The sequence below is a fragment of the Bacillus halotolerans genome (genome assembly GCF_001517105.1).
In the GTDB taxonomy this organism is placed as follows: Bacteria; Bacillota; Bacilli; order Bacillales; family Bacillaceae; genus Bacillus; species Bacillus halotolerans.
This window is the reverse complement of record NZ_LPVF01000013.1, coordinates 124,559-151,066: the sequence shown is the minus strand read 5'-3', so window position 1 is coordinate 151,066 and position 26,508 is coordinate 124,559. Positions and strand designations below refer to the sequence as shown.

Annotated in this window: 32 protein-coding genes and 2 pseudogenes; 24 read left to right on the top strand and 10 right to left on the bottom strand. The window is 43.0% G+C overall.

Annotation, left to right across the window (positions count from 1 at the left end; translation table 11 throughout):
• Positions 1 to 15: 15 nt before the first annotated feature.
• Positions 16 to 1,353: an MATE family efflux transporter gene (locus AU387_RS18765; RefSeq protein WP_059336682.1), complete on the top strand. Its 1,338-nt coding sequence runs from the start codon at positions 16 to 18 to the stop codon at positions 1,351 to 1,353.
• A 47-nt stretch (positions 1,354 to 1,400) separates the two neighbouring features.
• On the opposite strand, the gene AU387_RS18760 is transcribed toward AU387_RS18765, so the two are convergent.
• On the bottom strand, positions 1,401 to 1,826 hold the full coding sequence (locus tag AU387_RS18760; protein WP_024121778.1) for a MarR family transcriptional regulator: 426 nt from the start codon (positions 1,824 to 1,826) through the stop codon (positions 1,401 to 1,403).
• 133 nt (positions 1,827 to 1,959) lie between these two features.
• Here AU387_RS18760 and msrA point away from each other — a divergent pair, with 133 nt between their 5' ends.
• Positions 1,960 to 2,493, top strand: a complete 534-nt coding sequence (gene msrA, locus AU387_RS18755) for a peptide-methionine (S)-S-oxide reductase MsrA (RefSeq protein ID WP_024121777.1) — start codon at positions 1,960 to 1,962, stop codon at positions 2,491 to 2,493.
• Positions 2,494 to 2,928: a peptide-methionine (R)-S-oxide reductase MsrB gene (gene msrB, locus AU387_RS18750; RefSeq protein WP_024121776.1), complete on the top strand. Its 435-nt coding sequence runs from the start codon at positions 2,494 to 2,496 to the stop codon at positions 2,926 to 2,928.
• A gap of 46 nt (positions 2,929 to 2,974) precedes the next feature.
• Here msrB and AU387_RS18745 read toward each other — a convergent pair whose 3' ends face one another.
• Positions 2,975 to 4,000, bottom strand: a complete 1,026-nt coding sequence (locus tag AU387_RS18745; protein WP_059336589.1) for an SDR family NAD(P)-dependent oxidoreductase — start codon at positions 3,998 to 4,000, stop codon at positions 2,975 to 2,977.
• 355 nt (positions 4,001 to 4,355) lie between these two features.
• Between AU387_RS18745 and AU387_RS18740 the strand changes: the two genes are divergently transcribed.
• The gene (locus AU387_RS18740) at positions 4,356 to 5,504 is read left to right on the top strand and encodes a phytase (RefSeq protein ID WP_059336588.1); all 1,149 of its coding nucleotides are present in this window, start codon (positions 4,356 to 4,358) and stop codon (positions 5,502 to 5,504) included.
• A gap of 69 nt (positions 5,505 to 5,573) precedes the next feature.
• Here the strand turns inward: AU387_RS18740 and cgeB are convergent, their stop codons facing one another.
• Together cgeB and cgeA are read right to left on the bottom strand one after the other, a co-directional pair.
• Positions 5,574 to 6,527 carry a spore maturation protein CgeB gene (cgeB, locus tag AU387_RS18735; protein WP_059336587.1) on the bottom strand — a complete coding sequence of 318 codons (954 nt, stop codon included), beginning with the start codon at positions 6,525 to 6,527 and terminating at the stop codon, positions 5,574 to 5,576.
• 6 nt (positions 6,528 to 6,533) lie between these two features.
• Positions 6,534 to 6,935, bottom strand: a complete 402-nt coding sequence (gene cgeA / locus AU387_RS18730; protein ID WP_024121772.1) for a spore crust protein CgeA — start codon at positions 6,933 to 6,935, stop codon at positions 6,534 to 6,536.
• Positions 6,936 to 7,138: 203 nt separating this feature from the next.
• Between cgeA and AU387_RS18725 the strand changes: the two are divergent.
• From AU387_RS18725 to AU387_RS18670, 13 genes and pseudogenes are all read left to right on the top strand, one after another.
• Positions 7,139 to 7,429, top strand: a pseudogene (locus AU387_RS18725) (spore maturation protein CgeC); the annotation flags it as partial.
• 68 nt (positions 7,430 to 7,497) lie between these two features.
• Positions 7,498 to 8,778, top strand: coding sequence for a spore maturation glycosyltransferase CgeD (gene cgeD / locus AU387_RS18720; RefSeq protein ID WP_059336586.1), 1,281 nt, complete (start codon positions 7,498 to 7,500; stop codon positions 8,776 to 8,778).
• 28 nt (positions 8,779 to 8,806) lie between these two features.
• Entirely contained in the window at positions 8,807 to 9,586 is a 780-nt protein-coding gene (gene cgeE, locus AU387_RS18715; RefSeq protein WP_059293295.1) for a spore maturation N-acetyltransferase CgeE, read from the top strand.
• A 79-nt stretch (positions 9,587 to 9,665) separates the two neighbouring features.
• Positions 9,666 to 9,782, top strand: a complete 117-nt coding sequence (locus AU387_RS20860) for a YjcZ family sporulation protein (protein ID WP_044155488.1) — start codon at positions 9,666 to 9,668, stop codon at positions 9,780 to 9,782.
• A gap of 130 nt (positions 9,783 to 9,912) precedes the next feature.
• Complete coding sequence (locus tag AU387_RS18710; protein ID WP_059336585.1) at positions 9,913 to 11,235, top strand: aspartate aminotransferase family protein; 1,323 nt, start codon at positions 9,913 to 9,915, stop codon at positions 11,233 to 11,235.
• An 18-nt stretch (positions 11,236 to 11,253) separates the two neighbouring features.
• On the top strand, positions 11,254 to 11,943 hold the full coding sequence (locus AU387_RS18705; RefSeq protein WP_044155490.1) for a CoA transferase subunit A: 690 nt from the start codon (positions 11,254 to 11,256) through the stop codon (positions 11,941 to 11,943).
• On the top strand, positions 11,928 to 12,581 hold the full coding sequence (locus tag AU387_RS18700) for a 3-oxoacid CoA-transferase subunit B (protein ID WP_059336584.1): 654 nt from the start codon (positions 11,928 to 11,930) through the stop codon (positions 12,579 to 12,581). Before AU387_RS18705 ends, AU387_RS18700 begins: the two co-directional genes overlap by 16 nt.
• Positions 12,582 to 12,589: 8 nt before the next feature.
• Entirely contained in the window at positions 12,590 to 13,900 is a 1,311-nt protein-coding gene (locus AU387_RS18695) for a peptidase (protein WP_082687963.1), read from the top strand.
• Positions 13,878 to 14,705, top strand: coding sequence for a putative beta-lysine N-acetyltransferase (gene ablB, locus AU387_RS18690; RefSeq protein WP_059336582.1), 828 nt, complete (start codon positions 13,878 to 13,880; stop codon positions 14,703 to 14,705). The genes AU387_RS18695 and ablB overlap by 23 nt, the downstream gene beginning before the upstream one ends.
• Before the next feature lie 32 nt (positions 14,706 to 14,737).
• Entirely contained in the window at positions 14,738 to 16,153 is a 1,416-nt protein-coding gene (kamA, locus tag AU387_RS18685) for a lysine 2,3-aminomutase (protein ID WP_059336581.1), read from the top strand.
• The gene (locus tag AU387_RS18680) at positions 16,150 to 16,428 is read left to right on the top strand and encodes a YokU family protein (RefSeq protein ID WP_024121762.1); all 279 of its coding nucleotides are present in this window, start codon (positions 16,150 to 16,152) and stop codon (positions 16,426 to 16,428) included. The genes kamA and AU387_RS18680 overlap by 4 nt, the downstream gene beginning before the upstream one ends.
• Before the next feature lie 86 nt (positions 16,429 to 16,514).
• On the top strand, positions 16,515 to 16,739 hold the full coding sequence (locus AU387_RS18675; RefSeq protein WP_010334616.1) for a YozE family protein: 225 nt from the start codon (positions 16,515 to 16,517) through the stop codon (positions 16,737 to 16,739).
• A 153-nt stretch (positions 16,740 to 16,892) separates the two neighbouring features.
• Complete coding sequence (locus tag AU387_RS18670; RefSeq protein ID WP_010334614.1) at positions 16,893 to 17,573, top strand: hypothetical protein; 681 nt, start codon at positions 16,893 to 16,895, stop codon at positions 17,571 to 17,573.
• Here AU387_RS18670 and AU387_RS20850 read toward each other — a convergent pair.
• The gene (locus AU387_RS20850) at positions 17,570 to 17,713 is read right to left on the bottom strand and encodes a hypothetical protein (protein ID WP_063623049.1); all 144 of its coding nucleotides are present in this window, start codon (positions 17,711 to 17,713) and stop codon (positions 17,570 to 17,572) included. The two genes, AU387_RS18670 and AU387_RS20850, sit on opposite strands and share 4 nt — an antisense overlap.
• A gap of 120 nt (positions 17,714 to 17,833) precedes the next feature.
• Between AU387_RS20850 and AU387_RS20845 the strand changes: the two genes are divergently transcribed.
• The 3 genes from AU387_RS20845 (at position 17,834) to yodL (ending at position 19,072) form a co-directional block, all read left to right on the top strand.
• The gene (locus AU387_RS20845) at positions 17,834 to 18,010 is read left to right on the top strand and encodes a YozD family protein (RefSeq protein WP_010334612.1); all 177 of its coding nucleotides are present in this window, start codon (positions 17,834 to 17,836) and stop codon (positions 18,008 to 18,010) included.
• A 76-nt stretch (positions 18,011 to 18,086) separates the two neighbouring features.
• Positions 18,087 to 18,698: a phosphatase PAP2 family protein gene (locus AU387_RS18665; RefSeq protein WP_059336580.1), complete on the top strand. Its 612-nt coding sequence runs from the start codon at positions 18,087 to 18,089 to the stop codon at positions 18,696 to 18,698.
• A gap of 59 nt (positions 18,699 to 18,757) precedes the next feature.
• Positions 18,758 to 19,072: a shape determination protein YodL gene (yodL, locus tag AU387_RS18660; RefSeq protein WP_038954208.1), complete on the top strand. Its 315-nt coding sequence runs from the start codon at positions 18,758 to 18,760 to the stop codon at positions 19,070 to 19,072.
• A gap of 38 nt (positions 19,073 to 19,110) precedes the next feature.
• Here the strand turns inward: yodL and AU387_RS20840 are convergent, their stop codons facing one another.
• Positions 19,111 to 19,236: a hypothetical protein gene (locus tag AU387_RS20840; RefSeq protein ID WP_024121758.1), complete on the bottom strand. Its 126-nt coding sequence runs from the start codon at positions 19,234 to 19,236 to the stop codon at positions 19,111 to 19,113.
• A 202-nt stretch (positions 19,237 to 19,438) separates the two neighbouring features.
• Between AU387_RS20840 and deoD the strand changes: the two genes are divergently transcribed.
• Together deoD and AU387_RS18650 are read left to right on the top strand one after the other, a co-directional pair.
• Entirely contained in the window at positions 19,439 to 20,140 is a 702-nt protein-coding gene (gene deoD, locus AU387_RS18655) for a purine-nucleoside phosphorylase (protein ID WP_059293287.1), read from the top strand.
• Between the two features lie 83 nt (positions 20,141 to 20,223).
• Positions 20,224 to 21,044: pseudogene (locus tag AU387_RS18650) on the top strand (M15 family metallopeptidase).
• 40 nt (positions 21,045 to 21,084) lie between these two features.
• Here AU387_RS18650 and AU387_RS18645 read toward each other — a convergent pair.
• Both AU387_RS18645 and AU387_RS18640 read right to left on the bottom strand, forming a co-directional pair.
• Positions 21,085 to 21,345, bottom strand: coding sequence for a hypothetical protein (locus AU387_RS18645; protein WP_044155510.1), 261 nt, complete (start codon positions 21,343 to 21,345; stop codon positions 21,085 to 21,087).
• 86 nt (positions 21,346 to 21,431) lie between these two features.
• Complete coding sequence (locus tag AU387_RS18640; protein ID WP_059293285.1) at positions 21,432 to 22,133, bottom strand: class I SAM-dependent methyltransferase; 702 nt, start codon at positions 22,131 to 22,133, stop codon at positions 21,432 to 21,434.
• Between the two features lie 151 nt (positions 22,134 to 22,284).
• Here AU387_RS18640 and ctpA point away from each other — a divergent pair, with 151 nt between their 5' ends.
• The gene (gene ctpA, locus AU387_RS18635) at positions 22,285 to 23,685 is read left to right on the top strand and encodes a carboxy-terminal processing protease CtpA (protein ID WP_059336579.1); all 1,401 of its coding nucleotides are present in this window, start codon (positions 22,285 to 22,287) and stop codon (positions 23,683 to 23,685) included.
• A gap of 34 nt (positions 23,686 to 23,719) precedes the next feature.
• Here the strand turns inward: ctpA and AU387_RS18630 are convergent, their stop codons facing one another.
• Together AU387_RS18630 and AU387_RS18625 are read right to left on the bottom strand one after the other, a co-directional pair.
• Positions 23,720 to 25,210, bottom strand: coding sequence for a sodium:solute symporter family protein (locus tag AU387_RS18630; protein ID WP_059336681.1), 1,491 nt, complete (start codon positions 25,208 to 25,210; stop codon positions 23,720 to 23,722).
• Positions 25,210 to 25,410 (bottom strand): DUF3311 domain-containing protein, encoded by a 201-nt coding sequence (locus AU387_RS18625; protein WP_044155515.1) that lies wholly within the window; start codon positions 25,408 to 25,410, stop codon positions 25,210 to 25,212. The genes AU387_RS18630 and AU387_RS18625 overlap by 1 nt, the downstream gene beginning before the upstream one ends.
• Before the next feature lie 184 nt (positions 25,411 to 25,594).
• Here AU387_RS18625 and AU387_RS18620 point away from each other — a divergent pair, with 184 nt between their 5' ends.
• The gene (locus AU387_RS18620; protein WP_044155517.1) at positions 25,595 to 26,506 is read left to right on the top strand and encodes a ring-cleaving dioxygenase; all 912 of its coding nucleotides are present in this window, start codon (positions 25,595 to 25,597) and stop codon (positions 26,504 to 26,506) included.
• The last annotated feature ends 2 nt before the right edge of the window (positions 26,507 to 26,508 follow it).

Here is a 26,508-nt window from a genome sequence, read left to right as displayed (position 1 = left end):
GAACAAGGAGAAGAAATGAAAGCATACGATTTTACGAAGGGAAACGTGCTGAGGCAGCTTATCCTGTTTTCGATGCCTATTATGCTGGGAAATGCTCTGCAGGTTTCTTTTCAATTCATAGACAGTTTATGGGTCGGCAATTTGCTGGGTGCAAAAGCGCTTGGCGCGGCCGCGGTATCAAGCACGATTGTTTTAACCGTGCTGTCTTTTATTTTGGGACTTAATAATGCGACCTTAACCATTTTGTCTCAGCAAAAGGGAAAAGATGATGAGAAAGGAATGGCATCGTATATAAATGCCTTTGTGGTTTTATTAACAGGCTTAAGCATAGGGTTCGGCGCAGCCGGTTTTTTCCTGTCAGAACCATTGCTGCGTCTTCTGCAAACGCCGGAGTCCATGATTCCGCTTGCCGAGATCTATTTGCAGATTCAATTTATCGGCATACTGTTTCTGTTTGGTTATAACTTTATCAGTACGGTTCTTCGGGCGCTAGGCGACAGCAAAACACCGCTGCGGTTCATCGCTTTTGCCGTTGTGCTGAATGCTGTGCTGGCACCGCTTTTTATTTCTTTTTTCCGCATGGGGATTGCGGGAGCAGCTTATTCAACTGTTTTGTCACAGGGCATTGCGTTTCTTTACGGTTTGTTTTATGTCATCAAACATCAGCTGGTTCCGTTTTCTATGCCAAGAGCACCTAAGTGGGAAGAGACTGCTTTGATTCTGAAACTTGGTATTCCCGCCGGTCTGCAGATGATGGTGATTACAGGCGGAATGATGGCGATCATGAGCGTCGTCAACTCCTATGGAGAGCATGTGGTCTCTGGATTTGGCGCGGTGCAGCGGCTGGACAGCATCATCACACTTCCGGCTATGGCGGCCGGTACGGCGGTCAACAGCATGGCGGGACAAAATATCGGGCTCGGAAACTATAAAAGAGTGGAATCGATTGCGAAGCTTGGTGTGATGTCTGTTTTTTCTTGCATGCTCGTAATTGCTATTATCATTTGGTTATTTGGAAAATACTTGATGAGATTATTTATTAGTGAGCCTGACGCGGTAGCGTTTGGTGAACAATATTTGCGGTGGATTGCGTTTTTCTATCCCTTTATCGGTATTAATTTTGTACTGAACGGAATTGTCAGAGCTGCTGGGGCAATGATGCAGGTTTTGGTTTTAAATTTGATTTCTTTTTGGGTTTTGAGATATCCTTTCACGGCTCTGTTTTCAGCTTGGCTTGGACAGAAAGGGATCGGTCTCGGAATCGGTATGAGTTTCTTATTCAGCAGCTGTGCGGCGTTTTTGTACTACAGATACGGCCGCTGGAAAACGATGAAATTGTTTACTGAAAGATAAGAAAGGCGCTGCGAAAAGCACATACCCTAAATGGGTATGTGCTTTTTTTACCGTTTTTTATCAAGTTTGCTGAAAAGCTCGATTAATGTGGCGAGTTCAGTATCCGTATAACAATCAAAGCGTTTAAAGAAATATTCAGTTTTTTTCTCATTGAAATGCTGAACGATTTTTTCACCTGCTTCAGTGATATGGATGCGGATGATCCGCCGATCTTCCTTCGATCTGATTCTCGTGATCCATTCTTTTTCTACCAGCGCGTCAGTCACTGCGGTAATATGGCTTGCCGATACTTCCAAAATGGGCGCAAATTCCGTCACTTTCTTAGGTCCCTGTTCACTTAGAATGCGCAAAATGGTAAATTCATTCCGCGAAAGCTCTTTATCTAGAATATCGTTGATTTCATTGCGTATTTGTTTAAAAACTTTACGGAGTAAAGTTTCCATATCATACATCATTTGTGTTCTTACTTTCAAATTTGTGAACCCCCATTACATAATTGCTAATACTCAAAACCTATAGATTTTTATTGAAAAGCAGAATCATTTTCATTCTATTTTTACATGCTATAATATAATAATACCACGTATTAACAAAGGAGGCACCAGTATGTCTGAAAAAAAAGAACTCGCCACATTTGCAGGCGGCTGTTTTTGGTGTATGGTCAAACCATTTGACGAACAGCCGGGAATTGAAAAAGTGGTGTCCGGGTATACAGGCGGCCATACTGAAAACCCTACGTATGAAGAAGTATGCAGCGAAACAACAGGGCATCGTGAAGCTGTACAAATCACGTTTGAGCCTGATGTATTCCCTTATGAAAAGCTGTTAGAGCTGTTCTGGCAGCAAATTGATCCGACAGATGCAGGCGGCCAGTTCGCTGATCGCGGCAGCTCTTACCGTGCAGCGATTTTTTATCATAATGAAAAACAAAAGGAGCTTGCCGAAGCATCAAAACAACGGCTGGCGGAAAGCGGCATTTTTAAAGATCCTATCGTGACAGACATTTTAAAGGCTGAACCATTCTATGAAGCGGAAGATTACCATCAGCATTTTTATAAAAAGAATCCAGGGCATTATCAGCGTTACCGGACAGGCTCCGGAAGATCTGGATTTATCAGTGAGCATTGGGGGGCGAAATAAATGACGCTAAATAAAGAAGAAAGAATAAAGTCATTAAACCGTATGCAATACGAGGTCACACAAAATAACGGAACGGAGCCGCCGTTTCAAAATGAGTATTGGGATCATAAGGAAGAAGGGCTTTATGTTGACATTGTGTCAGGAAAGCCTTTGTTTACCTCCAAGGATAAATTTGATTCCCATTGCGGCTGGCCAAGCTTTACAAAGCCGATTGAGGAAGAAGAAGTAGAAGAAAAACAGGATACGAGCCATGGAATGATTCGGACAGAAGTCAGAAGCCGAACAGCCGATTCCCATCTGGGACATGTATTTAATGACGGACCTGGGCCTAGCGGACTTCGTTACTGCATTAATTCTGCGGCGCTGCGGTTTATTCCTAAGGATAAGCTCAAAGAAGAGGGATATGAAAGCTATCAGCACCTATTTGACAAATAAAATGCAAGAAAAAAACAAGCCTGCCTAATGGATAGACAGGCTTGTTTTATGCCTTTTTTTCTTTATGCAGGTCTTCAATAATTTGGGCAATTCTGTCTTTTGTAATAAGAGGAGCCTGATCAGACTGATATCCGGGCAAATTGACTTTGCGAAAATCAGGATGTTTTTCAGGTTCTGGGAGGATAGCATATAGGTTGCCCCATTCATATAGTGACTCTACTTCGTGGGGAGATGTCAATTCTTCGTGAAGCTTTTCACCTGGACGCTTGCCGACTTCTATTGCGGCCGGGCGCGGGAGACCGTGCTGCGCTGCGTATTCTTCAAATCCATGAATCAATTCCTCGAGTTTCAGTGATTCCATTTTAAAAATAAAAGTTTCTCCGCCTGTGGTTATAGCGGCTGATTGCAGTGTCAGTGTGGCTGCATCATCAATAGACATAAAAAATCTGGTCATGTTCTTGTCTGTGATGGTCAGCGGTTCACCCTCCATCATCTGTTCAAATAAAATAGGGATGACTGAACCTCTTGAGCCGAGAACATTTCCGAAACGGACGGAACAAAAAACAGTTCCTCTATTTTGAATGTGGCGGTTAGCTTGATGAAACAGCTTTTCAGATAACAGCTTAGTGGCACCCATTGTGTTTACAGGGGACACAGCTTTGTCTGTACTGATATTGATGACATGCTGTACTCCATTGATTAGGGCGGCCTCCACCACATTCTGTCCGCCGATGAGATTGGTCTGGATCGCTTCAAACGGATTGTCTTCGCATGTAGGTACCTGTTTCAGCGCTGCTGCGTGAAAGACGATATCGACACCTGTCATCACCTGATTCACTCTCCGGTGGTCGCGCACATCTCCAAGTATAAATGAAAGCCGCTGATCCTCCGCATACTTTTGACTCATTACATACTGTTTACTGTCGTCTTTGCTGAATACAATGATCTTTTTTGGTGTAAGCAGCAAAAGGCGTTTGACAATTTGACTTCCGATTGAACCCGTTCCGCCAGTGACTAAAACTGTTTTGTTATGGAAAAATGGTTTTAGTTCTGCTGTTTGCTGTTTAGGCATGGCTTATCCTCCAACTCTCGTTTCTCTACCATGCATTATATGTTCAACATTTTAATCGAGTTAATGAAAGCAACCAATAAAACGAAATTTAGGGGAATGATGATGTCACAAGGTGTTCTTTTTTAATAGAAAATGAAGAGATTGGCTTAATCTAACTAAATAAACAGTGTACTAAATTTTCATATGATCTTTTTTCGCTCCATATAAACAGGTCCCATATGATCTTATCACGTCCATATAAAAAGCTCTCTTTTGAATCAGAAACACTACGAAAAAAAGGTTCGATTGTCTCACTATTCTTCAACTTCATATATTTTACAATAAGAAATGAAGGTTAAAATAAGGAGGCTGTAAAATGAAGTATCCAAAAACTATACTGTTTAGTGCCGCTGCGGGTTTATTGCTTAGCCTATCTGCAAACTCGGTATCGGCTCATCAGGCTGATGAAGTGAATCATTTCAAAGTGACGGCAAAGGGAGAGACTGACCCGGTTGCTTCAGGAGATGACGCAGCGGATGATCCGTCCATTTGGGTTGATGCAAAGCATCCGGAAAAAAGCAAATTGATAACGACAAACAAGAAGTCCGGGTTAGTCGTGTATGATTTGGACGGCAAACAGATCAATTCTTACGAGTTTGGCAAGCTGAATAATGTCGATCTGCGTTATGATTTTCCGTTCAACGGCAAACAGATTGACATTGCCGCTGCTTCAAACCGGACAGAAGGAAAAAATTCGATTGAAGTTTACGCCATTGATGGGGAAAAAGGTGAATTGAAAAGCATCACAGATCCAAAACATCCTATTTCCACTGATATTTCTGAAGTTTACGGTTTCAGCCTGTATCACAGCCAAAAAACAGAGGCATTTTATGCGTTGGTAACGGGAAAGCAAGGAGAGTTCGAACAGTATGAAATTGCCGACAATGGGAAGGGATATGTAACAGGGAAAAAAGTGCGGCAATTCAAATTACATTCACAAACTGAAGGTCTCGTCGCAGATGACGAGTACGGGAATCTCTATTTAGCGGAGGAAGACACAGCGATTTGGAAATTTAATGCTGAACCATCTGGAGGATCGCAGGGCAAAGTCATTGATTATGCTTCTGGAAAGTATTTGACAGCTGATATTGAGGGCTTGACCATTTATTATGCGCCGGACGGAAAAGGTTATCTTATCGCCTCAAGCCAAGGCAATAACAGCTATGCGATGTATGAAAGACAGGCTGGCAATCAGTATATTGCCAATTTTGAAATTACGGATGGCGAGAAAATAGACGGAACGAGTGATACTGACGGTATTGATGTTCTTGGTTTCGGGCTGGGGCCAAAATATCCGTACGGCATTTTTGTAGCGCAGGACGGAGAAAATATAGAAAATGGACAAGCTGTCAATCAAAATTTCAAAATTGTATCATGGGAACAGATTTCTCAGCATCTAGGCGGAAAACCTGATCTGAATAAACAGGTAAATCCAAGGAAGCTGAAGGACAGATCTGATGAATAAAGAAGCAGCCTATTTTCGGCTGCTTTTTTATGTGCACGAAAAAATCGTTCATATGAAATGAACGATTTTTCAAGAAAGCGCCAGATGAATGGCTTTCAGTTTTGCGGGAAGCTCATCAAATGTATGAGCAGGAACGGTATCTTTGTAATTTAACGCCGCAGCTTTGTTTCGTTCCTCAGGATGATTGATATAGAAAGCGGCTTTTTCCTTAAAGTCATTGATGCTGTGATAAGAAATAAAGGATGAAAAAGGATGTGCCGCGGGGAGATCCACTAGTTGAAATGCTTCGCATGCAGCGATATCAAAGGTGCGGTTATTAAAGCTTGTATTTTTAATGCTGCTTTTATTTTTGTTGAACGTAAAATGATACGGCCGATGCTGATTGATCACGATGTCTGCCCCGTTATAATAATGAACGGCCTGTTCAGGCGGAACCCATGTGCTGACTACATCTATATGCGGCTGTTTGAGTACTTTTTTAGGCAGGTATTTTCTCCATTCCTTTCCGATGACCCGAATGGTGTACGGGAGATATGCCGCTTCTTTCACAAGCTGAACCCGATTAGGGTAAGGATAGCCGATGATAAGCAATTGTGAATGAAAGGAATGTTCGGTGTCCATTTTTTTAAACAGCCGATGATTAACAGGAATCGGAACATAATAGATATGCTGATAACCAAGCTCCTGATAATAGAGAGCAGCATTTTGGTCAATTGTTAAAATCGCGTCAGCGTGCTTTATCACCTGAAGACTGATATCAATATAAAATGGATCTTCTGTCAGCCAAACATATACGGGAATACCCTTACCCTTTAACCAGGTCAGCCAGTCGTGAGGAACGTGAACTCCAACCATCATGAGTGCGAAGTCCGGCTGAAACGTTTCAATGCGTGACAGCGATTCGGTGTCTGGTGTATCTGCAGACATGTATTCTGTCTGAGCGTGCCGAAAGCATTCTTCAGCCCAGCGGTCAAAATAACTGTATATTCCTCCATATCCCGACTGGATATACAAAACTTTCATCAGAGGTTATGAAAAGAATGTAACGCTTTCTACTTTATCTACATCAATCAATGTTGTCGCTTGACCTGGCGGAGTTACAGAGCTTTCCTGTGTGACAAATACGATGCCGTGGACTTGATCAAAAGCAACAAAGACAACCGGACCGATCATGTCACCGGAATCTGTCACAATGCTGATGGTAGTGCCAGGTGTAATTCTGGCAAAAATCCATCTTGCAGGAAGGGAAGGATCTAAAACAGATTCAGCAGTAACCGTTTCGCTTTCGTCAACTTTTTTATCAACAGCAGCTTCAAGTAATTCTTTAAGGTTATTATTCACGTTTTCTCCTCCTTCTGTTGCATTTGTAAATAAAGGGCTTAAAAGGCTTTTAATAATATCCTTTTTTAACTGCGCATTTTCACTGCTCAACACATACACCTCCTATTAATTATTGAACTCACGTTTAATCATATTCTTCTGATTGGCAATTGGTATGAGTCGAACGCCGTACCTGAGCTATTTTTCATATATTTAAGGAAAATGCTGATTTTCTTCTATGGATGGACATTGCCTATACCGCAATTGACAGCATGTTCATATTGTGAAACAGAGGGTAAGGGAGAGAAGGAAGTTTGGATTTAGAAAACAAAGTGAACCAAGAAGAAAATGACGACGAATTGCATTTTATTCTGTTTTTATTCATTCTGCTTATACGTCAAACAGCTTCAGACGGAAATCCATTTGATCACAGACGCCAGCTCGTAGTTGTTAAAGAGCTTGGTGTGCCGATTTCAAGAGTCAATCTGATCAATGGAGATACGCTTCAAAATGTATCGTAAAAAGTCCTGGCTGATTTGGTTATTTTTCAGAAGCCGCTAAATCAAACGGGATCAAATGTTGCTATTGTAAGTTGGTGTGCTTTTTACATGATGACAGAGGCTCTGCTTGCTGCGGAGCTGTTTTCATGTGTGACAATAGGAGGCTTGCAGAGATGGGGGACAAAATTTCCATTATTTTAACGAGTTATAACAAACCTGATTATCTGCAAATGGCGATTGAGAGTGTCATCAATCAAACTCATAGCAATTGGGAGCTTTTTGTCATGGATGACCATTCAAACGAGAAAACGATTGCGGTGATTCACAAGTACCTTCATGATCAGCGCATTCGTTATAAAAACAGCTTCGTCCATCCTCAAAATCGATTAAAAACAACCCGTTATGCCACATTAATTAATAACGCTCTTCCATTTGCCGCAGGCGACTACATTTCTTATCTCACCGATGATACAGTTTATCATCCTGATCGGCTGAGCCGTATGGTGCAGACATTTTTGTGTCATCCTGAAGCACAGGCAGTCTATTCAAAACAAAAAGTTGTTCATGTAAACGAAAGAGGAGAGGAAATTTCCCATTTTTACAGAGATGCCAATGCGGTGCTTGATCAAGCCGCTTTTCAAGTCGATCATTGCTCTGTTATGCATCGCCGTTCGTTGCTTGATCGGATCAAAGATAAATATGGAAGCTATTGGGACGATGATATGATGCATTGGAATCACGGCGACTCAATTTTTTGGATGAGAGTAAACACATTTGCCCCGTTCCTGCCGATAAATGAAGTATTAGATACAACGTATAAGACCCCGAATTCCTTTCAAAACGCTTATCAGTTTCTGCCCGCCGATTTGATTGACGGCACGTTTGTAAAAGGATCTGATCAACATGTGTATTTTCTTGATCAAGGTGTGCGGCATCCTGTGGGGGAGAGATGGAGTTCAGTGTATCTGGATCGGACTGTTGTTATCCCCGATCCGTATTTATTTCAATATCATACGGGAAAATGTTTAAACATTCCGAATTATGTTTTGGTAAAAGAACCTGACCAGCCTGCAGTATTTTACATTGACGCCGGTAAAAAAAGACGGATAGAAAGTCAGCATGCTTTTCAATTTTATCAATTTAAAAGAAAAGATATTTTGACGATTGAAAAAGAAGTGCTTGAGGATCTGCAGGAAGGGCCGCCTATCATGCGGGACAGATCTGGGGTGATCGCAAATCCGCCTGGACGAAGACTGTTTTTTATAGAACGCGAGCGGTTTCTATTTCTAAACGGTGTTTTTCATCCAATCAGCGAGCAAGTAGTGAGGAAATTCTTTTTGCAGCAGAAACCAATACCCGCTTCTTTCCGGAATATTCAGCAATTTCCAATTGGAAAGCCGTTTTATCCGGTGTACGATGAGATTATAAAGAAATTAAATATTGCAATCGAGTAAATGTATAGGTCATAAAAAGGAGACATTCATGACAGGACATTATTCAAAAACGGAGCATCAATATCTATCGTTAACGTCTGAATCGAAGTTGTTTGGTCATTACAGTGTATATAAAGATTCCAAGCTGCCGCAAATTTTTTCTCATAATTTTGTACAGCTTCATGATACATTTCCATTGGAGCGTATACCTGATTTTTTGCCGTCCGTACCGAAGCTGCTTGATGCGAATTATATCCATTTAAAAGCGTCTCCTCAGCATGTTTTTCCGCTTGTTTTGAAGCAATCGCTTGTGAAAAGCGGTTTTGTGGTTGAAGATGAGCTGTTATACTGCATGAAGCTTGGAGACTGGAAGGGACAGACGGGACATCCTTTCACGGCATGGGGGACGGCAAAGAGTCTTAGTGACGGTTCTTCTATCATGAAAATTTATGACTCGCTTTATATAGGAGAGGCAACCGCAGAACAAAAATTAGTAAGAAAATATCCTTTTTACAAAGCGGGTACGATTTTGCTTGTCGTTTGTTACAGCGATTCATCACAGAACATACCGATTGGCTGCGGGGAACTTTTTATTGATTCGCAAGAGAAAACGGCGAAAATTGAAGAGGTGGCGATATTGGATCAGTTTCAAAGAAGGGGCTACGGCAGTATTCTTGTGGGTGAGATGCTGTCCATTGCCAAATCTTCAGGAATGGACGATGCTTATTTAGTGGCCTCAAATTCTGATGGCGTCTCTCATTTTTATGAAAAGCTCAAATTTAAAAAATTTGAGCGGGTGCACACTGTTTTTCATTATTTCCTTACATAGATGGGCATTTGCACAAACCGTTTGGGACTTGGCCCGCATACAATGCCGTATATCGTGATAAGAAAGGATGAAAAACAATATGCATGGATATCATGGATACGGTTACGGAGGATTTGGCTGCGGGACAAATACATTTGTATTGATTGTTGTCTTGTTCATTTTATTAATTATCGTCGGAGCCGCTTTTATTTGCTAGATGAAATAACACAAGAGCCTTTCGAAGTTCGGAAGGGCTCTTTTTTTGTGCGAAAAAAGATTTTTTAGGGAACGTCATGCCGCTATTTGGACACTCATACAATGTAGAAAAGGCGTTTTTGAGGTGGAGCATGAGCAGTTATTTAATTAAGCCAGAGCTTAATGCGGAATATCCGATTGTCAGTCATGCAAAGGGCACATATGTGTATGATCAGAACGGAAAAAAATATCTTGATGGCTCATCTGGTGCGGTGACATGCAATATCGGCCATGGGGTTGAGGAAGTAACTGAGCAGCTGAAAGAACAGCTTGAAAAGGTGTCTTTTGCATACCGCTCGCAGTTTACGAGTGAGCCGGCGGAGCAATTAGCTGCTTTACTGGCCGAGCAGCTGCCGGGAGACTTGAATTGGTCTTTTTTTGTCAACAGCGGATCAGAGGCCATAGAAACGGCAATGAAAATCGCCATTCAATATTGGCAGGAAAAAAAGCAGACACAAAAATCCATCTTTCTCTCACGATGGAGCAGTTACCACGGAATAACTTTGGGAGCGCTTTCATTGTCGGGATTTTATGAACGAAGGTACCGGTTCACCCATTTGCTAGAGCGTTATCCCGCTCTCTCAGCCCCGCATATATATCGGCTGAATCAAGAGGCAAAAAAAGATTTTGTTCAAACGGCTGCGGAGGAGCTGGAAACCGCTATTAAAAGAATTGGAAGTCAGTTTATTGCTGGCTTTGTGGCAGAACCTATTATTGGAGCCGCGGGAGCAGCAATCACTCCTCCTTCTGGATATTATGAGAGATTGCAAGAGGTGTGCCGCTTACACGGCGTGCTGTTTATTGCGGATGAAGTGATGACCGGGCTTGGGAGAACTGGAAGGATGCTTGCGACAGAGCATTGGCATACCGTTCCTGATATCGCTGTGCTTGGAAAGGGACTCGGTGCCGGCTACGCGCCTATTGCAGCGGCAGTTGTATCTGATACGGTTCTCCAAACGATAAAACAAGGATCAGGTGTTATTATGAGCGGTCACACATACAGTGCTCATCCCTTTTCAGCCAAAGCCGCTCTCGAGGTTTTGCGTTATGTTATCAGACACGGCTTGATCAAACAGGCTGAAGAAAAGGGCTTCAAGCTGAAAAAGAAACTTATAGAGATGATGCACCGAAGCGGCATCATTGGGGATGTCCGCGGCAAAGGACTGCTGTTAGGCGTTGAATTTGTGGCTGATAAAAAGACAAAGCGAGTGTTTCCGCAAGATCGGTTGATGACCCAGCGTATCATCAGCGAAGCAAAAAAACGCGGGCTCATTGTCTATCCTGCCAAGGCTGGAATCGACAGCGGGGAAGGAGATGCCGTAATCATCGCTCCTCCATTTACAATATCAGACGGAGAGACGGAAGAGCTTATATCAACTTTTTCGGAAACAGTTGCAGAAGTTGAAAAAAACTGAAAAGGGATTGAAATCAATATGGCACCATTTCAAAAAACGATCAGCATTGAATCGGCAATTGCAGATGTGCGTGATGGATCGGTCCTTATGTTTGGCGGCTTCGGAGGAGTCGGCTCTCCTCCTTCTTTGATTGAAGCCATATTGGACAGCGGTGTGAAAGAATTAACTGTCATTTGCAATGATGCCGGATTCCCGGAGATTGGGATTGGACCGCTTATTGTCAATAAAAGAGTCAAGACACTGATTGCATCGCATATCGGTTCAAATCCTGTAGCCGGAAAACAGATGACAGACGGCACATTAGAGGTTCGATTTTCGCCTCAGGGCACGCTCGCAGAACGGATTCGCGCCGGCGGATCCGGCCTTGGCGGCATTTTGACCGATATCGGCATTGATAATCAAATGGTTTGTGAGAAAAAAGAGATTGTGTCTGTAGCGGGGAAACAATACTTGGTTGAAGAAGCGCTGACGGCTGATTTTGCCTTCATCAATGCCTGCATTGCAGATGAATTCGGCAATTTAACGTATGACAAAACAGCGCGCAACATGAATCCGCTTATGGCAATGGCCGCCAAAAGAACCTTTGCCGAGGCGGAGACGATTGTGCCTATGGGTGATATTGCAGAAGAAATGATTGTAACGCCTGGGGTTTTTGTTGAGGGAGTTGTGAGAAGCGAAGGGGTGAGGTGGAAATGGGCTTGGGAGTAACAGAAAGAGAGCAGATCGCCAGACGGGCTGCTTCTGAAATCAAACCAGGCATGATGGTGAATCTCGGTATCGGCATCCCTTCCTTGGTGCCGAACTTTTTGCCGCCTGACATGCAGGTTATGCTGCAGGCGGAAAACGGTGTACTCGGGATTGGCGAAAGTCCCGAAAAAGGGAATGAGGATGAAAATTTATGCAACGCCGCGGGATTCCCTGTCCGTGCTGTAAAGGGAGCATCTTATTTTGATACAACGATGTCTTTTGCCATGATCAGAAGATGCATGATTGACATTACGATTCTAGGCGCTTTGCAGGTAAGCCAGTCGGGAGACCTTGCGAATTGGCTTGTACCCGGAAAAAAGGTGCCAGGCATGGGCGGTGCGATGGAGCTCGCCCAAAAAGCGAAAAAAGTGGTTGTCGTCATGAGCCATACCGATCAAAAAGGGAGGCCTAAATTAACAGAAGCCTGCACCCTTCCGTTAACAGCAGCAGGCTGTGTAGATATGATCATTACTGAAAAAGCAGTTCTTGCAGTTGGCCGGCATCATTTTATTTTAAAAGAACTGATGAATGGCTCAACAATTGACGAGGTGATCGGGCTGACCGACGCTGAAATAGTGGTAGATATGCCTTTTTCTTAAAAGGGGGAGTGATGATGCAGGACATTGAAAGAAAAGTAATCGAATGGCTTGATCAGCATTCAGCCAAAGCCATTCGTCTTTTGAAAAGGCTGGTTGGAGAAAAAAGCACACTTGGCAAGGAATTTAACGCTCAGGCAGTAGTCCTTGAAAAGCTTAGGCAATTTCATATGGACATTGATGTGTGGGAGCCGAGCCTAAAACAATTAAAACAGCATCCCTATTTTATATCAGACCGGTCGGATTTTCATGAGAGCCCGAACATTGTCGCTAAAAAAACGGGAGAGGGCGGAGGACGATCTCTGATTTTAAACGGGCATATCGATGTTGTGCCAGAAGGAAATTTGAAGGAATGGAAGTATGAACCGTTTCAAGCTGCCGAAGTAAATGGTAAAATTTACGGCCGCGGCTCCACTGATATGAAGGGAGGCAATACAGCCCTTCTATTTGCATTAGAAGCTCTGCACGCCTGCGATGTCAAACTGAAGGGTGATGTATTGTTTCAGAGTGTTATAGATGAAGAGTGCGGCGGCGCCGGAACACTTTCTGCCATTATGAGAGGCTATCGTGCGGACGGGGCGCTAATTCCGGAACCGACCAATATGAAGCTTTTTATTAAACAGCAGGGCTCAATGTGGTTTCGGATCACGGTTAAAGGATTAGCGGCACACGGAGGCACACGATATGAAGGTGTCAGCGCCATTGAAAAAAGCATGCATGTCATTACAGCCATTCAAGAGCTTGAAAAAGTCCGCAATGCAAGAATTTCTGACCCGCTGTATGATCATATCCCAATTCCGGTTCCAATCAATATTGGCACCATCTCAGGCGGAACATGGCCGTCCTCGGTAGCAGACCGCGTCGTCATAGAAGGAAGGTGCGGAATTGCTCCCCATGAAAAGCCTGAAGCCGTGAAAATGGAATTGGAAAATTGGCTGAAAGATTTACAATACCATGATGAATGGTTTAAACGCCATCCAATTCAAGTGGAATGGTTCGGAGCTCAATGGCTGCCGAATGATTTGCCTGATGACCATCCTTTACTATCAGTCTTGCAATCGGCCTATCAAAAAATGAAACAAACAGAGCCGATCATCGAAGCGTCGCCTTGGGGGACAGACGGCGGCCTTTTGTATCATGCGGGAGATACTCCTGTTATCGTTTTTGGGCCGGGAGAGACGAAAACAGCACATCAGGCAAACGAGTATATTGAAGTTGAAGCCATGTTAGAATCAGCTAAAATTATTGCTCTTTTTGTGATGGATTGGTGCGGGCTTCATACAGACGGGGAGGATGCTGATGATCAAAACGGTAAAGAGTAGCGGTGTCACGGCTGTCATAGACAATGACCGCTTTAATAAACGAATGAGAGTCATTCGTTATGAAGGCGCTATTCAGGAAGCCTTGTCTGATATTATGGCAGCGGCTGAAGAGGAGGGTGCCGAAAAAATTATTGTGTACACGAAACAGCATGACGAGGCAGAGCTGGCTAAACAATTGTTTACGCCGGAGGGCTTTCTCGAAGGCTACTATCTCGGCCATCGCGCTGCCGTCATGGTCCGTTATCTCACAGAAAAACGAAGACAAACAGATACCTATTTAGCCGAGCAGGAAATGATAGAGCTATTATATAAAATGAAGCCTCAGCCACAAATCGAAGACAGGTCACCTTTTACAATGAGAAAAGCAGAAACAAACGACATGTATCAGTTATCTATGCTGTATAAAAAAGTATTCCGCACGTATCCGACTCCTGTGTTTGATCCCGCCTATATTGAAAAGACGATGAATGAGCATACGCTTTATTATGTCATGCTTGAAGATGACCGTCTGATTAGCGCGGCAAGCGCAGATATCAATCCTGAGCTGGGGCATGCCGAAATGACGGACTGTGCCGTGCTTCCCGATTATCGGGGCCGTTCGCTGACAAGTATTTTAATAGATGCATTAGAAAAAGAAATGAGAGAGCAAGATATCTTTCAAGTATTTTCACTCGCCCGCGCTGCATCTTTTGGTATGAATGCGGTCCTGTATCATTCCGGGTATCAGTATGGAGGAAGGCTGATCAATAATTGTTATATAGGAGAAGGGATCGAAAATATGAATATCTGGTGCAAGCGCCTGTAAGTCAAAAAGAAATGCACGAGGAGGAATTTCATTTGACAAACAAATGGTATAAACCGAAACGGCATTGGAAGGAGATAGAGTTATGGAAGGATGTTCCGGAAGAAAAATGGAATGATTGGCTGTGGCAGCTGACCCATACTGTAAGAACATTAGATGACTTGAAAAAAGTGATTAACCTGACGGAAGAAGAAGAGGAAGGTATCAGAATTTCTACCAAAACGATCCCCTTGAATATTACACCCTATTATGCTTCCTTAATGGATCCCGACAACCCGAGATGCCCGATACGAATGCAGTCTGTGCCGCTCTCTGAAGAGATGCACAAAACAAAATACGACCAGGAAGACCCGCTTCATGAGGATGAAGACTCTCCGGTACCCGGTCTGACACACCGTTATCCCGACCGAGTCCTGTTCCTTGTCACGAACCAATGCTCCATGTATTGCCGCTACTGCACAAGGAGGCGTTTTTCCGGTCAAATCGGAATGGGTGTCCCTAAAAAGCAGCTTGATGCCGCGATCGCCTACATTCGGGAGACACCCGAGATCCGGGACTGCCTGATTTCAGGCGGGGACGGGTTGCTGATCAATGATCAAATTTTAGAATACATTTTAAAAGAGCTGCGCAGTATACCGCATTTGGAAATTATCAGAATCGGCACAAGAGCGCCTGTCGTTTTCCCTCAGAGAATCACCGATCAACTGTGCGATATCTTAAAGAAATATCATCCGGTCTGGCTGAACACCCATTTCAACACAAGCATCGAAATGACGGAGGAATCCGTTGAGGCTTGCGAAAAGCTGGTGAACGCAGGTGTGCCGGTCGGAAATCAGGCCGTCGTGTTAGCAGGCATTAATGATTCGGTAACAATTATGAAAAAGCTTATGCATGACTTGGTAAAAATCAGAGTCCGTCCCTATTATATATACCAATGTGATCTGTCAGAAGGCATCGGACATTTTAGAGCTCCAGTTTCAAAAGGGCTGGAGATTATTGAAGGGCTGCGGGGCCATACTTCAGGCTACGCGGTACCAACCTTTGTCGTTGACGCACCAGGCGGCGGCGGGAAGATCGCACTGCAGCCAAATTATGTTTTATCGCAAAGTCCTGACAAAATCATCTTGAGAAATTTTGAAGGAGTCATTACCTCTTATCCGGAACCTGAACATTATATCCCTAACCAGGCTGAGGCCTACTTTGAGTCTGTTTTTCCTGAAACCGCTGACAAAAAAGAACCAATTGGACTGAGTGCCATCCTTGCCGACAAAGAGATTTCTTTCACACCGGAAAACGTGGCCAGAATCAAAAGGAGAGAAGCATATACAGCGAAGCCGGGGCATGAAACATTAAAGGACCGGCGGGAGAAAAGAGACCAGCTAAAGGAAAAGAAATTTTTAGCCCAGCAGAAAAAAGAAAAAGAGGCAGAAAGCGAGGGGAATTCTTCATGAAAACATGCGAATGGTGCGGTGTGCCTGAGGCGCAGCCTGGCACGAACACGGTTTATTGGGAGCTTCCTGACGGCACACGAGCCATAGAGCTGACAAACACCCCCGCGATGATTTGCTCTTCTTGCGGAATGGCCTACCAAGAGGATTCGACGATAAAGGATATTGAGGATCAGCTGTTTTTAATCAACACAAAAAAACTCCCTGAAAGTCTGACATATCAACAGCTCATGGAAACGGAAAGGATATTAAAACGCAACTATTTTGATTTTTCCTGAATGATGTTTCGTTATTCTTTTGTTGTAATTTTACACTTGCACTGTATAATAGAACAACAAAAGACAGACACCAGGAGGGGAAACCCATGAAATCCTTTTATCACTATTTATTGAAATACAGACATCCTAAACCGCAGGACAGCATCAGCGAGTTTGCCAATCAGGCGTATGAGGATCACAGCTTCCCAAAAACATCAACCGATTATCACGAAATCAGTTCATATTTGGAGCTGAATGTTGATTATCTGGACACGATGGCGACGTTTGATGAAGCTTGGGAAAAATACGAGGCCGAGGTGCACGGCAAATAACCACATGTTTAAATCCGCAGATCCGCTGCGGATTTTTTTGTGCGCATACACATACCATAATTGGATACTTCCAATGGTTTTCATGCCCATGCGAATTGGTGTAACCCAGCATACGATAGCGTATGAGAAATGTTGCGGCGAGGGGGAGACACCATGAAGCAAAACAAACCGAAATTCCAAGTAGGGGATATCGTAGTCGTCATTATGTATGGGACAGTCGGCACAATCACAAAAGTACACCAAATCGATAAGCACTATCTTTATGAAGTAAACCACAATGAAGTCTTATATTTTGAATCGTCCATTCAATTATATAAAGATTATGAAGGCGTCATTGTCGATATGGAAAAACTTGATATTGAATATGAATTCCTCATTGGAGATGTCGTTTATGTAAAAGATTATGGAAAAGAACTCTTTCGCATTATCGGCCACAGAACGGAAATTTGGAGATATTTAGAAGATGGCTGGGAAGATATTATTTATGAGCTGACTCGTTTAAAGGATGGAGAGTGGCTTGAAACGGAGGAAGAGGATCTCACGCTGGTTCTCAGAAAGTATGAAATGGACCAGTTTGTGCATCAGCTTTTGTTTGTCCATTATGTCGGAGAAACTGCTCATGAGATCGGCGAAGATATTGTCCCGTCTGCTCTTCTTCAGTTTGAAGGCGAAGATGAAGATCAAGATACCCTGCGCATCCTGGCTGTATCAATTGTTGATGAGCTTTTGGATATTTATAACGACTACAAAATTCTGTACGAAATGTTTAAAGATGAAGAATATAAAGATATGATGATGTTTGTGCTGGAAAGTTTAAAAGAACACTTCAGTTAGTTTGTGAACAAGCGGATGACCACATATAAAAAGTAAGGCAGACAGCCCCACATCATGACATGCGTCATACCTTTGAGCGTTTTTTCCATCACCATATCGAATCTTTCTCCGTCCAGTGCTTCCATCATTTTAGCGATCATATGTCAGCCTCCTATGGCTTGTTTTTTTATTCAATGTATATGAATGAAAGAATTGTTTAGAACACCGGGTATAATTCATCCCGTTTTTTCATAAAACATAAAAAAGGAGGCGGTACGGTTATGAAAGAAATAGATCTTGTGATTGACACGGAAGAAATCGCTGAATTTTTTTACAGAGAGCTTGCAAGACGGGGCTACATACCGAGTGAAGATGAGCTGTTTGAAATCGCCGATATTACCTTTGATTATCTGATAGAAAAATGTATGATAGATGAAGAGCTGGATGAAGATTGTTAAGGCTTGAACCGGAGCGGCCAGCTCCGGTTTTTTATTCGGCTGATATGAAATTTTGAAAAATAAAGGAGGGAAAATCTTGTACAAGCCAGTCAGTCTGTTTCTTCTCTTTCTTTTTTTAGCCGCGGTTATTCATACATCTGCTGTTCAATCAACAGATGAAATGATCAGTAGGGCAGCCGCAGCTATCCGTCAGCCTTGGCTGAATGATGTGATGATTTGGGTGACTCATCTTGGTGCTACTTCCTTTTTACTGCCACTTATCGTAGTCATTGGGGTAGGACTGTTTTTTTACAAGAGAACCTTGGATGGTCTTTTGATGCTCTTCATATTCGGTGCGGATCGTCTGTTAAACAAAATATTAAAAGAGTGGATCGAACGGTCAAGGCCGGATTTTGACCCGCTCGTTCATGAGTCGTCCTTCAGCTTTCCGAGCGGCCACTCCATGAACGCTGCTTGTGTTTATCCAGTAATCGCCTACTTTTTAGTGAAACACATTCCGTTTTTGTCAAAGCATAAAAAAGCGGTATACATAATCGCCGGAACTGTCGTTATTTTGGTTGGTGCCAGCAGAGTCTACCTCGGCGTGCATTTTTTAACTGACGTTTTAGGAGGCTTCAGTCTCGGCCTGCTGCTGTTTTTCCTCGTGAAAGGTTTTGACGAAAAGTTACATTCGTTTCGACAAAAGTAGAGAGAGGAAAAAGAGGACGAAACGCCAATATGTTATAGAAATAAAAGGGAGGGATCTTGATGATGTTATCCGTGTTTAAAAAGAAGTCTTGTTTTTACGATGTGACAATATTTCAAACACCCCGGTTTGGTGAAAAAAAAGGCTACAGAGCCGTCTATCGAACTGAACTGAACGGGAGCAATCATCAAGACGTGCTAAAAAGAGCGTTCTCTTTGTTTAATGTATTCGATACTGTTCCAAGTGATTATGATGCGAGATTTATGGCCACAGGGGATGTGATTTTGATTGATGAAGGCAGAAAAGGGAAAACATATTATAAACTGCTTCCTGCCGGATGGAGGAAAATCAATCGTCTGATTGTGCAAACAACATAACGAAAGAAAACTGCGGATATCCGCAGTTTTCTGTTTTTTTAAGGTTTTCGTTTGGCCGCGGAATGCTCTTTTTCGTGCGCCTCTTCAGCCGCGATAACGTCTTTAGCAGGTATGTGGTTGTTCTTTTTTTGTCCGGTTATTCGGTTACGCTGTTTTTTACCCATGTTTCATCCCTCCTTTTGCCGTTAGGTTCTCATATAAGCGGCTCAATTATCCCGATTTTCTCTAATGGCGCCTAAAATACCCCGGATCATTTTCTTTTTTCGGAACATTCCTTTATAATCAATGCTGAAGTTTGTCTCATCATGACATCCGTTGTAAAATGAACGGACTGATCGTTAATTTTGGTTTATAGGAGGATATGAGATGAGTGTACATATCGGTGCGGAAAAAGGACAAATTGCGGATACGGTACTATTGCCGGGGGATCCTTTAAGAGCAAAATTTATCGCTGAAACGTATCTTGAAAATGTGAAATGCTATAATGAAGTCAGAGGCATGTATGGATTTACAGGTACATATAAGGGCAAAAAAATCTCTGTGCAGGGCACGGGCATGGGTGTTCCGTCCATTTCAATTTACGTCAATGAATTAATTCAAAGCTATGATGTGCAAAATTTAATAAGAGTAGGCTCTTGCGGCGCTATCCGTAAAGATGTCAAAGTGCGCGACGTCATTTTGGCCATGACTTCTTCTACTGATTCACAAATGAACAGAGTCGCTTTTGGAAGTATCGATTTCGCGCCTAACGCAGATTTCGAGCTTTTGAAAAATGCCTATGACGCCGCCATGGATAAAGGCGTACCGGTGACAGTAGGCAGTGTATTTACTGCTGACCAGTTCTACAATGAAGATTCTCAAATTGAAAAGCTTGCCCGATACGGTGTGCTCGGGGTAGAGATGGAAACAACTGCTTTGTATACATTGGCAGCGAAGCACGGTAGAAAAGCGCTGTCCATCCTGACCGTGAGCGATCACGTATTAACAGGAGAAGAAACAACAGCAGAAGAGCGTCAAACCACTTTTCATGATATGATAGAAGTGGCTTTACATTCTGTATCAAAATAAAATAAATGAGGAGGCGTGCTGGGTGCCGGCAGCCTCTTCTTTATGGATACGGAAACGATTGATAAAAGGAAGGTAATGTGATTATGAAAAAGTCCGGTAAATGGTTCTCGCTGGCTGCCGCTCTGAGTGTGACGGCAATTGTCGGAGCCGGCTGCAGCATGTCAAATGGAGATGCTCAAAAGGATACGAAAACCACTGCAGAATCAAAACAGACAGAAGAAAAAACAGCTGACAGCAAAAAACAAATACGCAGGACAGTGAGTTCTTATTGGAAAGTAAGTTTTTCAATAACATTAAAAAAGTGGACGGCCTGGAAACCATTCAAAATCCAAAAAATATCCTCGCCCTTGTCAATAAGCAATACGCACTGCCAGGAGACTATGAACCTAGCGATCTAGTTATCCCTGATGTCGAGTTTTCTTTTGAAGAGAAAATACAAAAGCGATACATCAGAAAAGAAGCAGCAGACGCATTAAAAACGATGTTTGACGCTGCGAAAAAGGATGGCTATGAGCTGGCAGCCGTGTCAGGATACCGCTCGTATGACAGACAGCAGGTTATCTTTAAAAATGAAGTAAGCTTAAAAGGGGAAAAGAAAGCAAGAGAAGCTGTCGCATATCCTGGTGAAAGTGAACATCAAACAGGTCTGGCAATGGATATTTCCAGCCGAAGCAACGGTTTTGAGCTAAATGAGGCGTTCGGCAGCACCGAAGACGGAAAATGGGTGCAGAACAATGCATATAAATACGGTTTTATCATTCGCTACCCTAAAAACAAAGAAGACATCACGAAGTACGAATACGAACCATGGCATTTGCGTTATGTAGGCAAAAAGGCTGCAAAGGTTATTCATGAGAATGACTTAACATTAGAAGAATACTTTGAAAAAGTGAAGAAGATATAAAATAAAAACCCGCTTACCATTGGTTAAGCGGGTTTTTCCATTAAAAAAAGAATAAACCGGCGAGCGCCACACCAGTAATCAGCCCAAGGCCAATACCGTATGCGGCTCCATAGCCAAATCCGTAGCCGCCCCAATATCCATAGCCAAATCCGCCTCTTGGGCCCCCTGAAGTAACTGGAGCAATAAAGACCTTGCTGTTGGTTACCCGTGTAATTCTGCCCACGTGGACTCTGCCGTTTCTTTCTGTAATTCTAGCAACTTTTCCTTGGTGCTGGCGGCAGATATGATAGTATTTTTCCAATATAATTCCCTCCTAATCCGTCTTTCTACCAGCTTATGATAGATAAACAAAAAAGGTTGGACGAAAAGAGGGGGTGAAGCGCCGTTTTACTTGTATGCGATAAAGATACAATGACCCATATACTCGCTGTATGCCTGCATGAGGTCATAATGGGACTGAAGCGTTTCATAGTAGATAGGAGCGATTGCTTGCGATACATCCATTTCTGTCGTCGGTTCAAATTCCATATCTTCCGGCAAAAGGGTGATCGTTTCTGTTTTCTGAAATCCATGGGAATGAATCGATTCCATCCACTCCGATTCGTTATAAAGCTTTGTAAAACCGTAAAAGTCCATCATTTGCTTCTTTTCGCGCGGAGGCATCGGCTTTTTAAGCGCCGCTTCAATACCGATCAGCATTCCGCCCGGCTTCAATACTCTATTAATTTCTTGAAGGGAGGATGTCAGATGGGAAAAACTGAGGACGGATTCGGACAGGACGCAGGAAAAGGACGCCGAAGAAAACGGAAGATGTTCCAGCTCTCCAAGATATGCAGGGATGGCCAGCCCTTCATTTGCAAATCTTTTTTTCGCCTTCTCAAGCATGACAGGGTCTTTATCAACGACTGTGACAGGATAAAGCAAATGTCCTAAATAAGCCGCAGTTTGCCCCGTCCCGCATCCGGCATCAAGAATCGGCTGATCAGGCGGAGGTGCCGCTTTTTGCAATACGGCTTTTGAAAAAGCAAGCCCGCCTGGATGTGCACCTGAAACACCGAATAAGGACAGCATTTCTAAATATCGGCTCAAAATGGTATCCTCCTTTTTCGTTATTATATGTCGTGAAAAGACATAGGTTTATGAAACGATAAAGAAGGGCGGATCTCTATATTTTCTGCTCCGAGTTGACGAATAGGAAATCGTCCATGATAATAATGTAAGAAGAAAAGGTGGTGTTTAATTGAAACGGCAATTGAAACTGTTTTTTGTTGTGCTGATCACTGCGGTTGTCGCTTCAGCGCTGACTTTATTTATTACGGGCAATTCAAGCATTCTGGGCCAGAAATCAACAAGCGCAGGAGATAGTAAGTTCGATAAATTAAATAAAGCGTATGAGCAAATCAAAAGTGATTATTACAAGGAAACAAATGATGACAAATTAGTAGACGGAGCAATTAAAGGAATGATTGAGTCTCTGGACGATCCTTACTCTACCTATATGGATCAAGAGGAAGGAAAATCATTCGAAGAAAGCATTTCTGCATCCTTTGAAGGAATAGGAGCGCAAGTAGAGGAAAAAGACGGTGAAATCCTTATTGTTGCGCCAATCAAAGGTTCACCTGCTGAAAAAGCCGGAATCAAACCGAAGGATCAAATCCTGAAAGTAAACGGTAAAAGCGTAAAAGGCATGAATGTAAATGAAGCCGTTGCTTTAATCCGCGGCAAAAAGGGCACAAAAGTGAAGCTTGAGCTGAACAGAGCGGGTGTGGGAGAGATTGATCTTTCCATTAAGCGCGATACGATTCCTGTTGAGACCGTCTATTCTGAGATGAAAGACAACAATATCGGTGAGATTCAAATCACTTCTTTCTCTGAAACAACTGCTAAAGAGCTGACAAGTGCGATCGACAGTTTAGAGAAAAAAGGTGCCAAAGGCTATATTTTAGACTTGAGGGGCAATCCGGGCGGCTTAATGGACCAGGCAATTACAATGAGCAATCTGTTTATTGATAAAGGTAAAAATATTATGCAGGTTGAGTACAAAAACGGCTCAAAAGAAGTCATGAAAGCGGAAAAAGAACGAAAAGTCACCAAGCCGACTGTCGTTTTAGTAAATGACGGAACAGCGAGCGCTGCAGAAATCATGGCCGCTGCCCTTCATGAATCGTCAGGCATTCCGTTAATTGGAGAAACCACATTCGGAAAAGGCACAGTGCAAACTGCAAAAGAGTATGAGGATGGCTCAACAGTCAAACTGACAATGGCCAAATGGCTGACTGCTGACGGTGAATGGATTCATAAAAAAGGCATCAAGCCGCAAGTGAAAGCAGAGCTTCCTGATTACGCGAAGCTCCCATATTTGGACGCTGATAAAACGTACAAATCAGGCAATACAGGCACTGAAGTCAAAGTCGCTCAGCAAATGCTGAAAGCACTTGGCTATCAGGTGAAGCTAAACAGTACGTATGATCAAGATTTTGTATCAGTCGTCAAACAGTTCCAGAAAAAAGAGAATCTGAAACAAACAGGCGTGCTGACTGGCGATACTACAACAAAACTAATGACAGAACTACAACAAAAGCTGTCAAATAATGATACGCAAATGAAAAAAGCAATTGAAACGCTGAAAAAAGAAATGTAAAAAAGCCATACGCGGCTACCGCGTATGGCTTTTTTTAAGCACCCTTCTGATTCGGATTCGGTTCAGTTTTTTTACCAAATAAACCTTCTTTGACTGGATTTGAACCTGCTCTTTTTACAAACAGCGGATTGAGAATGATTACAGCGATGATATTGGCGGACAATCCCCAGAAACCTTCATAAATGCCGTGTGCAGATTGAGTGATATACACAGTAAACGTAACCGCAAGGCCGGCTAATAATCCGATCACTGTTGCCTCTCTCGTTTGGTTCTTCCAGAATAAGCTGACGGCAATCGCCGGGAAGATCTGCACCATACCGGAAACGCCTAAAAGCTGAAGTGTTACTAAGGCAGTCGGGAACAGCATTCCAAATAGAAGAGCAAGACCGATCACGACAAACACCATGGAACGTGTAATAAGGGTCAGTTTGCTTTGTGACACATTTGGATGGATCAAGTCACGGTATAAGTTATTGGCAAATAAATTCGATGCCCCGATAGCCATGATCGAACAGGGGATCAATGAAGCTAGGGCGATAGTGGCGTATGCAAAACCTTGTGCCACGCCGCCGTAAGACGTCTGAATCAGATGCAGCAGCGCCAGTCTTGGATTTGTATCTTCCGGCAGCACAAGAAAAGCGATAAAACCAAGGAAAATAACTAAGATTAAAACGATGTTATAAAGCGGCAAAAACATGCTGTTTTTTCTAACTGCATCGGCACTTTTCGCCGTAAATACACCTGTAGCGGCATGCGCCCACATAAAAAGTGCCAAGGCGGATACAATAGATGCTGTAATAAACCAAGGGATGCCTTTTGGGCCCTCTGTCGGTATCGTCAGCATTTGCGGCGCTTCCTTCACCAATGTATCAATCATCGGCGTCCAGCCGTTGAAATGAATAAGAGGGAGGGAAACGACCATAAACAGCATAATCACCCATACTAAAATATCTTTAATAATGGCTGTAAAAGTAGGCCCTTTAATCCCGCTGAAAAACGTGTAAAGAGCAACTAGAATGAATGAGATGATCACAACGAACTTTACGTTGATATAGCCAGTGCCCGCCACCTGAAGCGTATCTTGAATTCCGCTAAGCTGAAGACAGATATATGGGATAAGCATCAGGACACCGACAATTGCGACGAGACTTGCCAACAGCTTGCTGTCAAAACGTTCCCGCGCATAATCAGCGAGAGTTGTTAATTTGTGAATTTTTGCAACTTTCCAAAGTTTCGGCAGGAAGAAATAGGCGATAAAATAAGCCAATACAGAGTAAGGAATAGCAAAAAATGCAACACTTCCGCCTGTGTAAGCCGTACTGGTCAGGCCTAAGAAAGTATATGCCGTGTAAAGGTCAGCGCCTACTAAAAACCAAACGAGAAGGCCTCCAAAACGTCTGCCGCCGACAGACCATTCTTCCACCGAGGTTCGCGATGATTTGTCTCTCCCGGCGAGAAATCCGATACAGACAACAGTTAATACGATAATAGCCGTAATCATAAGTGCAGTGAGATTTCCTTGCATCATTCAATTCCTCCATCTTTTTTTTGCACCAGGTAAATGCCAAACGAACATACCGGCGTAATAATAATCCACAGCAGCAGCCAAAAATGGAAAAAAGGAAGGCCGAAAATAATCGGTTCGATTCGATTCACAAACGGCAAAAGTGCAAGCTGAATGAATGGTAAAATGATGAGTATAACAATAAGTGCTTTTTTAACCATTTACTTTCCTCCTGAAAGATGATAATGCTCACTATATTAGCAGTTGTAAGATAAGATCACAAGATAATTATTAGAAAAAAATGATTTTTTCAATTATTTAATTAAATCACATGGTTTGCATCCTGCACATTATAGGGTTAAAATAATAAATATCTCGAAATCAAGATAATTTAGGAGTGAAAAGATGAAAACAGAAGGATTGCATCATGTCACAGCATTTGCCAGAGATCCGCAAGAAAATTTGCGATTTTATACAGAAGTGCTCGGGCTTCGGCTTGTTAAAAAAACAGTGAATTTCGATGACCCGGGAACATATCATTTTTACTTTGGGAATCAAAATGGAGATCCAGGGACAATTATTACCTTTTTCCCGTTTCAAGGAAGCGGGCAGGGGACGGTAGGGAAAGGCCAAGCCGGCCGGATTTACTTTTCAGTCCCTAAAGGCTCTCTGGCTTTCTGGAAGGAACGCCTTCAAAATAATGGACTGAATGCAGAGGAGAAAATGCTATGCGGGGAACACGCGCTGATCTTTGATGATACAGAAGACCTTCCGTTAGCAATCATGGAAGACGGCGAAAGCGGAAAAAGCGAGTGGACACCTGACGGCATTTCAGAACATGAAGCCATCACCGGAATGAGAGGCGTGCTGCTGTACTCCTATGATCCGCAAGCAACGATTCAATTGTTAGCGGAAAGCTTCGGATACAGCAAAGTAGCGGAAGAAGATCAGATCGTTAGACTGAAATCCGCAGCGGCTGTCGGAAACGTGATTGACGTTCATTTGCAGCCGGAAAAAAGAGGCGTCGGCGGTTATGGAACAGTTCATCATATAGCGTTTCGGACAACGAGTGAGGAGCAGGCCAAGTGGCAGCCGATGATTGCTGAAAAACATCTCCCTTCATCAGAAATTCTGGACAGGGAGTATTTCACATCAATTTATTTCAGGGAAAAAGGCGGCATCCTATTTGAGATTGCCACAGATGAACCAGGCTTTATGACAGATGAAACGTTTGATGAGCTGGGGACATCCTTAAAGCTGCCTGAATGGCTGGAGCAACACCGCAAACAAATTACAGATATTTTGCCTGAATTGTAGGA

What these genes read in the sequence shown, in the direction of transcription:
- AU387_RS18765 (WP_059336682.1), top strand. Translation starts at nt 16, where the DNA reads ATGAAAGCATACGATTTTACGAAGGGAAACGTGCTGAGGCAGCTTATC.
- msrA (WP_024121777.1), top strand. Translation starts at nt 1,960, where the DNA reads ATGTCTGAAAAAAAAGAACTCGCCACATTTGCAGGCGGCTGTTTTTGG.
- msrB (WP_024121776.1), top strand. Translation starts at nt 2,494, where the DNA reads ATGACGCTAAATAAAGAAGAAAGAATAAAGTCATTAAACCGTATGCAA.
- AU387_RS18745 (WP_059336589.1), bottom strand. Translation starts at nt 4,000, where the DNA reads ATGCCTAAACAGCAAACAGCAGAACTAAAACCATTTTTCCATAACAAA.
- AU387_RS18740 (WP_059336588.1), top strand. Translation starts at nt 4,356, where the DNA reads ATGAAGTATCCAAAAACTATACTGTTTAGTGCCGCTGCGGGTTTATTG.
- cgeB (WP_059336587.1), bottom strand. Translation starts at nt 6,527, where the DNA reads ATGAAAGTTTTGTATATCCAGTCGGGATATGGAGGAATATACAGTTAT.
- cgeD (WP_059336586.1), top strand. Translation starts at nt 7,498, where the DNA reads ATGGGGGACAAAATTTCCATTATTTTAACGAGTTATAACAAACCTGAT.
- cgeE (WP_059293295.1), top strand. Translation starts at nt 8,807, where the DNA reads ATGACAGGACATTATTCAAAAACGGAGCATCAATATCTATCGTTAACG.
- AU387_RS20860 (WP_044155488.1), top strand. Translation starts at nt 9,666, where the DNA reads ATGCATGGATATCATGGATACGGTTACGGAGGATTTGGCTGCGGGACA.
- AU387_RS18710 (WP_059336585.1), top strand. Translation starts at nt 9,913, where the DNA reads ATGAGCAGTTATTTAATTAAGCCAGAGCTTAATGCGGAATATCCGATT.
- AU387_RS18705 (WP_044155490.1), top strand. Translation starts at nt 11,254, where the DNA reads ATGGCACCATTTCAAAAAACGATCAGCATTGAATCGGCAATTGCAGAT.
- AU387_RS18700 (WP_059336584.1), top strand. Translation starts at nt 11,928, where the DNA reads ATGGGCTTGGGAGTAACAGAAAGAGAGCAGATCGCCAGACGGGCTGCT.
- ablB (WP_059336582.1), top strand. Translation starts at nt 13,878, where the DNA reads ATGATCAAAACGGTAAAGAGTAGCGGTGTCACGGCTGTCATAGACAAT.
- AU387_RS18680 (WP_024121762.1), top strand. Translation starts at nt 16,150, where the DNA reads ATGAAAACATGCGAATGGTGCGGTGTGCCTGAGGCGCAGCCTGGCACG.
- AU387_RS18675 (WP_010334616.1), top strand. Translation starts at nt 16,515, where the DNA reads ATGAAATCCTTTTATCACTATTTATTGAAATACAGACATCCTAAACCG.
- AU387_RS18670 (WP_010334614.1), top strand. Translation starts at nt 16,893, where the DNA reads ATGAAGCAAAACAAACCGAAATTCCAAGTAGGGGATATCGTAGTCGTC.
- AU387_RS20850 (WP_063623049.1), bottom strand. Translation starts at nt 17,713, where the DNA reads ATGATCGCTAAAATGATGGAAGCACTGGACGGAGAAAGATTCGATATG.
- AU387_RS20845 (WP_010334612.1), top strand. Translation starts at nt 17,834, where the DNA reads ATGAAAGAAATAGATCTTGTGATTGACACGGAAGAAATCGCTGAATTT.
- yodL (WP_038954208.1), top strand. Translation starts at nt 18,758, where the DNA reads ATGATGTTATCCGTGTTTAAAAAGAAGTCTTGTTTTTACGATGTGACA.
- AU387_RS20840 (WP_024121758.1), bottom strand. Translation starts at nt 19,236, where the DNA reads ATGGGTAAAAAACAGCGTAACCGAATAACCGGACAAAAAAAGAACAAC.
- deoD (WP_059293287.1), top strand. Translation starts at nt 19,439, where the DNA reads ATGAGTGTACATATCGGTGCGGAAAAAGGACAAATTGCGGATACGGTA.
- AU387_RS18630 (WP_059336681.1), bottom strand. Translation starts at nt 25,210, where the DNA reads ATGCAAGGAAATCTCACTGCACTTATGATTACGGCTATTATCGTATTA.
- AU387_RS18625 (WP_044155515.1), bottom strand. Translation starts at nt 25,410, where the DNA reads ATGGTTAAAAAAGCACTTATTGTTATACTCATCATTTTACCATTCATT.
- AU387_RS18620 (WP_044155517.1), top strand. Translation starts at nt 25,595, where the DNA reads ATGAAAACAGAAGGATTGCATCATGTCACAGCATTTGCCAGAGATCCG.